A 7,683-nucleotide genomic window follows, 5' to 3' on the forward strand; every position below is an offset into this window, starting at 1 on the left:
GGCCGGTGGCGCGGATTCCGGGGTGCGGGCGCGGCGGGTGTGCCAGGGTGGCCGCCATGCGGATCGTGTGCTTCGTCCTCGGCGTGCTGTGCCTGCTCGGCTCGGCCGGATTTGTCGCCCTCGGCACCCTCAACCTCGACGGCGGCGGGAGTTCCAGCCGTCCCGCCACGTCGAACTTCCGGGTGCAGGGGGTGGTCGTCCACGACGAGCCCAACCTGGACGACTTCGGGCCCGCCACGACGCTCGCGGGGGTCCTGGCGGTCGCGGGTGTCGCGTGGATGGTCGGGGCCGTGGCGTTCGCGCCCGGGCGGGCGGCCGCCGCGCCGCAGCAGCAGTGGCAGGCGCCGCAGTACGGGCCGCCGCAGCAGTACCCGCCGTCCGGTCCGGTCCCCCAGCAGGCACCGCCCCAGCAGCAGGCGTACCCGCCGCAGGCCCACGGGCAGCAGCCGCCGCAGTCGGGCTGAACGGGGACCGTACCGGGTACCGGGGGCGTTCGCGGGTACCGGTGTGGGCCGGTCGGCGGAATCCCGGGGAACACCAGGTGACATGCGGGGTGCGGGCGGTGGTTCGCGGTAACGCGGTCCTCGCCGCCCACGACGCCCATGCGGGTGACGCCCGGCCCACTGGCGGTCGGGGGTCGCCGCAGGTCCGGTCCCCCGCCGCTTGGAGCACCTTTGCGACTCCGCAGAACCCGACCACCGAGGCCGTTGACGGTCGCGCTGGTCACCGCCGTCGCGGTCGTACCCTCGATCGCCGTCCTGGCCGCGCAGCCCGCGTCCGCCGCCCCCTTCACCCCCGGCGACCTGGTCGTCCTGCGCGTGGGCACCGGTGAGGCCGCCCTCGGCAACACCGCCACCGCCACCTTCCTGGACGAGTACACCGCGACCGGCACCCTGGTCCGGTCCACCCCGCTCCCCACGGCCACCGCCGGTGCGAACCGCAGGGTGACCCTCAGCGGCAGCGCCACCTCCGAGGGCGCCCTGTCCCTCTCCCAGGACGGCCGCCACCTGACCCTCGGCGGCTACGACGCGGCCCCCGGCACGGCGGGTGTCGCGAGCACCACGACCGCCTCGGTGAACCGCGTGGTCGCCCGCGTGGCCGGTGACGGCACCGTGGACAGCTCCACCGCGGTCACCGACGCGTTCAGCGGCAACAACATCCGCGGTGCCACCTCCGCCGACGGGGGCGGGCACTGGGCCGTGGGCGCCAACGGCGGCGTGCGGTACGTCCCGCACGGCGGCGGCGCGAGCACCCAGCTCGCCGCCTCCCCCACCAACATCCGCACGGTGACGGCGGCGGGCGGTCAGCTCTTCTTCGCCACCGGCAGCGGCACCACCGGCGTCTACACCCTCGGCGCGGGCCAGCCGACCACCGCGGGGCAGACCGCGACCCTGGTCGCGGCGGCGCCGAGCCCGTACGGGGTCGTCGCGCTCGACCGCGACCCGGCTGTGCCCGGGGTGGACACCCTCTACGTCGCCGACGACTCCGCCGCCCCCGGTGGCGGTGTCCTCAAGTTCTCCTCGGACGGCACCGCCTGGACCGCGCAGGGTTCGTTCCGGCCGAACGGCAGCGGCGCGCGCGGCATCACCGGGCAGGTGACCCCGTCTGGTGTGACGCTGTTCGCCACCACCAGCACCGGCACCGGCGCCCTGGTCCGGGTCGACGACTCCGCCGCCCCCGCCGCCCCGATCGCGGCCACCGGCACCACGCTGCGCACCGGTGCGGCCAACACCGCCCTGCGCGGGGTCGCGTTCGCCCCGGCGGCGGACACCGCCCCGACCGCGCCGTCGATCACCACCCAGCCAGCCGACGCCACCGCGGGCCCGGGCGGCACCGCCACGCTGACCGTCGCCGCCTCGGGCACCGGTCCGCTGTCCCACCAGTGGTTCCAGGGTTCGGCGGGTGACCAGTCGACCCCGGTGGGCACCGACAGCGCCTCCTTCACCACCCCGCCGCTGACCGCCAGCACCTCCTACTGGGTCCGCGTCAGCGGCCCGGGCGGCACCGCGAACAGCCGCACCGCGACCGTGACCGTGTCGACGGCGCCGAACACCGCGCCGTCGATCAGCCCGGTCCCAGTGCCCGAGCTGGCCGTGACGATCGGTGACCCGGACAACCCGCCCGCGGTCCGCACGGTCGACGTCGCCGACGCGCAGTCCCCGGCGAGCGGCCTGATCACCACCGTGACCAGCGCCGACCCCGCCATCGCCACCGGCGGCACCACCGGCACCGGCGCCACCCGCACGCTGGCGGTCAACCCCGTCGGCGTCGGCCACACCACGCTGACCGTCACCGTCTCCGACGGAGACCTGACCGCCCAGACCACCTTCCCGGTCTCGGTTTCCGCCGCGCTGCCCGCGGGCACGCACAACCACTACGGCGGCAGCGACGCCAGCACCGCCGTCGACCTCGGTGGCGGCGCCATGGTCGTCGCCGACGACGAGACCAACGTGCTGCGCGTCTACGACCGCGAGCACTCCCGCTACCCGGCTTCCTCGTTCGACGTCCGCGCGGCGGGCCTGGCCCTGCGCGACTCCGACGTCACCCGCGAGATCGACATCGAGGCCGCGGCCCGGCGGGGCGACACCATCTACTGGGTCGGTTCGCAGGGGCAGAACTCCTCGGCCAAGACCCGGCTCAACCGCCAGGAGCTGTTCACCACCACGGTGACCGGCACCGGCACGACGGCCACCCTCGCCCTGGGCGGTAGTTACCAGAAGCTGCGCGACGACCTGATCGCCTGGGACAACGCCAACGGCGCCGCGCTCGGCCTGGCCGCCGCGGCCACCCGCGCCCCCGAGGGCGACGGCGGCCCGACCGGGTTCAACCTGGAGGGCGCCGAGTTCGCCCCGAACGGCGACCTGCTGCTGGCCCTGCGCGGCCCGGTCACCGTAGACGGCAAGGCGGTCGTGGTCCCGCTGACCAACCCGGCGGCGCTCGTCGCGGCCAACCCGACCACCGGCACCACCGCGACCTTCGGGTCCGCGCTGCGCTGGGACCTCGGCGGCCGGGGCGTGCGGGAGATCCGCAAGAACGCCGCCAACCAGTACCTCGTCATCGCCGGTCCGTCCGACGGTGGGACCGGTGCGGCGGGCGAGTTCAAGCTCTACGGCTGGGACGGCGACGCCACCCACCAGCCGGTGCTCCGCGCGGGTTCGCTCGACGCGGTCGCGGCCACCGGCAAGCCCGAGGCGATCGTCTCGGTGCCGGACTCGCTCACCGACACCTCCACGATCCAGGTGTTGGCCGACTCCGGCGACACGGTGTTCTACGGCGACGGCGTGATCGCCAAGGAACTGCCGCTCGCGCAGCGCAAGTCGATCAGCGCGACCGTGACCGTGGGCGCCGCCCCGGCCTGCACCGTCCCGGTGGCCACCATCGGCTCCGTGCAGGGCAGCACCGACACCAGCCCGAAGGCGGGCCAGTCGGTGACCGTGCGCGGCACCGTCGTCGCCGACCACGAGGGCGCCAGCCCCGCGCTGCGCGGCTTCCACCTCCAGGACGGCGGCGACGGCGACCCGGCCACCTCGGACGGGATCTTCGTCTTCGACAACGGCGCCGACCTGGTGTCCAACGGCGACGTCGTGGAGGTGAGCGGCCCGGTCTCGGAGTTCCAGGGCCAGACGCAGCTCTCCCCGACCACCGCGAACGTGCGGTCCTGCGGCACCCGGGCGCCGGTCACCCCGACCGACGTCACCCTGCCCCGGGCCAGCGCGGCCGACCTGGAGCCGTACGAGGGCATGCTGGTGCGCCTGCACCAGACCCTGACCGTCACCGAGCACTTCCAGCTCGGCCGGTTCGGACAGGTCGTGGTCTCCTCCGGCGGCAAGCTGCCGCAGCCGACCTCGATCATCCCCGCCTCCGACGCCGCGGCCGTCGCGGCGCGGCAGAACGCCAACAACCTCAACCGCCTGATCATCGACGACGCCACCCAGGCGCAGAACCCCGACCCGATCGCCTTCGGCCGCGGCGGCCAACCGCTGTCGGCGGCGAACACCCTGCGCGGCGGCGACACCGTCACCGACGCCGTCGGCGTGCTGACCTACACCTGGGCGGGCAACGCCGCCTCCGGCAACGCCTACCGGCTGCGGCCGATCGGCGCCCTCGGTGGCACGGCCACCTTCGACCCGGTCAACGAGCGGCCCACCAGCCGCCCGGACGTCGGCGCCGGAGCGGTGAAGACGGCGGGCGCGAACCTGCTCAACTTCTTCAACACCTACACCGGCTGCCGCTTCGGCACGGCGGGCGGCCCGGCCGACTGCCGCGGCGCGACCAGCGACACCGAGTACCAGCGCCAGTTGGCCAAGGAGGTCGAGTCGCTGCGCTTCCTCGACGCCGACGTCACCGGCGTCATGGAGATCGAGAACGACGGCTACGGCCCGACCAGCGCCATCCAGGCACTGGTCGACGCCCTCAACGCGGCCGACGGCCCCGGCTCCTGGGCGTTCGTCGACGCCGACGCGGCCACCGGCGTGGTCGACGTGGCGGGCACCGACGCCATCAAGGTCGCGCTGCTCTACCGCCCGGCCCGGGTGACCCCGGTCGCGGGCGCGACGTTCGTCGACCAGAACCCGGTGTTCGAGCGGCGCCCGGTCGCGCAGACGTTCCGGACCCCGGCCGGTGCGCGGTTCACCGTCACGGCGAACCACTTCAAGTCCAAGGGCTCCTGCCCCACCACCGGCCCGGACACCGACCAGGGCGACGGCCAGAGCTGCTGGAACGCCCGGCGCACCCAGCAGGCCAACGAGCTGGCGAACTGGCTCGGCGGCACGGTCGTCCCCGCCGCCGGTGACCCGGACGTGCTCATCGTCGGCGACCTGAACTCCTACGCGGGCGAGGACCCGATCACCGCCCTGGCGGCGGCCGGGTACACCAACCTGGCGAAGGAGTACCAGGGCGAGACCACCTACTCGTACGTGTTCGACGGCCAGTGGGGCTACCTCGACCACGCGCTGTCCTCGGCGTCGCTCACCCCGCAGGTGACCGGCGCGGGGGAGGCCCACCACAACGCGGACGAACCGTCGGTGCTGGACTACAACACCGACTTCAAGACCCCGGGCCAGGTGGCGTCGCTGTACGCGCCGGACCGCTTCCGCACCAGCGACCACGACCCGGTCCTGGTCGGACTGGACCTGGGCACGGCGGCCGAGGTGTCCGGCGCACCGCGGGCGGGCACGGTCGGGGCGCCGTACACGCACGGGTTCACCCTGAGCCGCCCGGCCGCCACGACGGTCTCGGCCGGGTCGCTCCCGCCGGGGCTGTCGCTGACCGAGTCCGGCACCCTGGTCGGCGTGCCGACCGCGGCGGGCGACTTCGCCTTCACCGTGCGCGCCACCAACGCCTACGGCTCGACGGAGTTCGCCACCTCGCTGCACGTCGACCGTGGTGCGGCCACGGTGTCGGTGACGGCCGCACCGTCACCGGTCGCGACCGGTGGTTCGGTGGTACTGACCGCCACGGTGGCAGGCCCGGCGCCGCCCACCGGCACGGTCGCGTTCACCGAGGACACCACCACCCTCGGCACGGCGGAACTCGTGGACGGCACGGCGTCGATCACCGTCCCTGCCGCCGTGGGCGGGCACCCGGTGACCGCCGCGTACCCGGGCTCCGCCGACCTGCTCCCCGCCACGGGCACCGCCACCTACGACGGCGTGGACCCGGTGGCGCTGTCGGGCACCCTGCCGGACGGCAAGGTCGGCACCGCGTACTCGGCGACCGTCCCGCACACCGGTGGCGAACCGGTGGCGCTGTCGGTCACGGCGGGCACCCTGCCGCCGGGCCTGACCCTGTCCCCGGCCGGTGCCCTGTCCGGCACGCCCACGACCGCGGGCACGCACGCGTTCACCGTGACCGCCACCAACGCGGTGTCGGGCACCAGCCGCGAGTACTCGGTCGTGGTGGCCCCCGCCACGACGACCACCGTGGTCACCTCCTCGGCGAACCCGTCGGTCGTCGGTGCCGCGGTGCGGTTCACCGCCACCGTCTCCGGCGCGACCGGGGGCACCGTCCAATTCGCGGTGGACGGGCGGGCGTTCGGCAGGCCGGTGCCGGTGGTCGGCGGCAAGGCGGTGTCGGAGCCGATCTCCGCGTTGGGCCTCGGCGCGCACCCGGTGACCGCCGCGTACTCGGGTTCCACACCGAGCACGGGCGCGCTCACCCAGTCCGTGCAGGTCGGCGTGAAGGTGCTGGCCCCGGGCGCCACGGCCCAGGCGGGCGCGGTCGTGCCGATCCGCTTCCAGCTCACCGACGCGTCGGGCAGGCCCCTGCCGCTCACCTCGATCCTGCTGCTGCTCAGCGGCCGGGTCACGGTGTCGGCGTCGGGCGCGCAGTCCCTCGCGGCGGCCCAGCCGGTGTACGACCTGTCCACCAACACGTTCGTGCTGCCGTGGAAGACGGCGAAGAAGCCGACCGGACCGGTGACCGTGTCGATCAAGGTCACCTTCCCCGGGGTGCCGGACCAGGTGGTCCCGGTGCCGGTCGTGCTGAAGTAGGAACGGGCTGACGAAGAGGACCCCGGCGCGGACCGTGCCGGGGTCCTCCCTCTTCTACGACGGCGCGGGAAGTCAGGCCGTGTTGTGGATCAGTTCGTCGGCCAGCCAGTTCAACTCGGTGAGGTCGCGCGCGGACCCCTTCGCCGACGGCCCCCACACCCCGTCGGGCTCGACGTCCTGGACGCTCATCCGCACCAACCGGTCCCCGATCCCGGCGAGCCCACCACCGGCCACCGCGTCGGCCCGCGTGTGCACCACCCGCTCCCGCAACCGCCGCGACACCGCGTGCCCCAGCGCGGTCCTCGGATCGCTCCCGAGCCTGCCGCGCCGCGCGGCCAGCAGGACCACCGGCACCGCGAACAACCCCGCCACCCCCACCGCGGCGAACGTCCCGTCCAGAGCCCGCCTGTCCACAAGGTACAGAACAGCGACCGAGGTGCCGCAGAGCAGAACCGCCCACTGCAGGATCGCCCAGTGCCGCCGCCACCCACCGCCCACCACCAGCCCCCGCTCCTGGAACGTCCGGTACACCACCAGGAACGGCCGCTTCTCCACCAGCACAGCCGCCAACCGCAAACTCGACAACCGCACCCCACGCCCCACCGAATCCACCACGGCCCGCTCCATCCCCGACAGAGTCCCGCCCCGACCCGCCCGGCTGATCACCCCGCCCCGGGCCCGCAGCACCCCGCGCTCCAACAACCCCACGATCACGGTGTCCACCGCCCGCCGGGGACCGCCGGTGAGCAACCCCACGGAGAACGCGCTCCACTCGTCCCCGGCGGCGATCCGGTCCCCGTGCTGGGCCGCTCGGGAGCGGTCGTGGGCGTGCAGGAGCAGCGGGACGGCGACGACCAGCGCGAACGCTCCCGCCCAGGCCCACCCCAGCCCACCCATGCCCCCAGGCTAGCCGGCGGGGCGGGCGGGATGGAGGTTGATCACCCCGATGGCCGATTCCCCGGTGCTGTGCGCTCCTGGGGCGTTCAGCGAGCTGTGGTGCCCGGGTGGGCTTTGCCGTGTCCGTGTCGCAGAGTGCCGGTCCGGTTGCTCAGCCGTGCCTGTGTCCTTCAAAGCCCGGGGTTTTGTTGTGGGTGTCCGGCTGGGTGGCTGTGCTCTGTTCTGGAGCCCGGGGTTTTGGTGGTGGTGCCCGGCTGGGTGGATGTGTTTGGCCGGGGCCCCTATGGCGATCATG

General features: G+C 74.4%; 3 protein-coding genes. 2 read left to right on the forward strand and 1 reads right to left on the reverse strand.

Features of this window, described 5'->3' with window-relative positions; translation table 11 throughout:
• The first annotated feature begins 56 nt into the window (after positions 1–56).
• A complete protein-coding gene (locus UO65_RS27500; protein WP_146241322.1) occupies positions 57–464 on the forward strand; it encodes a hypothetical protein in 408 nt (135 codons plus the stop codon).
• A 243-nt stretch (positions 465–707) separates the two neighbouring features.
• Positions 708–6,491, forward strand: coding sequence for an ExeM/NucH family extracellular endonuclease (locus tag UO65_RS27505; RefSeq protein ID WP_035288151.1), 5,784 nt, complete (start codon positions 708–710; stop codon positions 6,489–6,491).
• Between the two features lie 72 nt (positions 6,492–6,563).
• On the opposite strand, the gene UO65_RS27510 is transcribed toward UO65_RS27505, so the two are convergent.
• Entirely contained in the window at positions 6,564–7,388 is an 825-nt protein-coding gene (locus UO65_RS27510) for a TIGR04222 domain-containing membrane protein (RefSeq protein WP_035288154.1), read from the reverse strand.
• Positions 7,389–7,683 lie beyond the last annotated feature (295 nt).

It is taken from the genome of Actinokineospora spheciospongiae (assembly GCF_000564855.1).
Classification (GTDB): Bacteria; Actinomycetota; Actinomycetes; order Mycobacteriales; family Pseudonocardiaceae; genus Actinokineospora; species Actinokineospora spheciospongiae.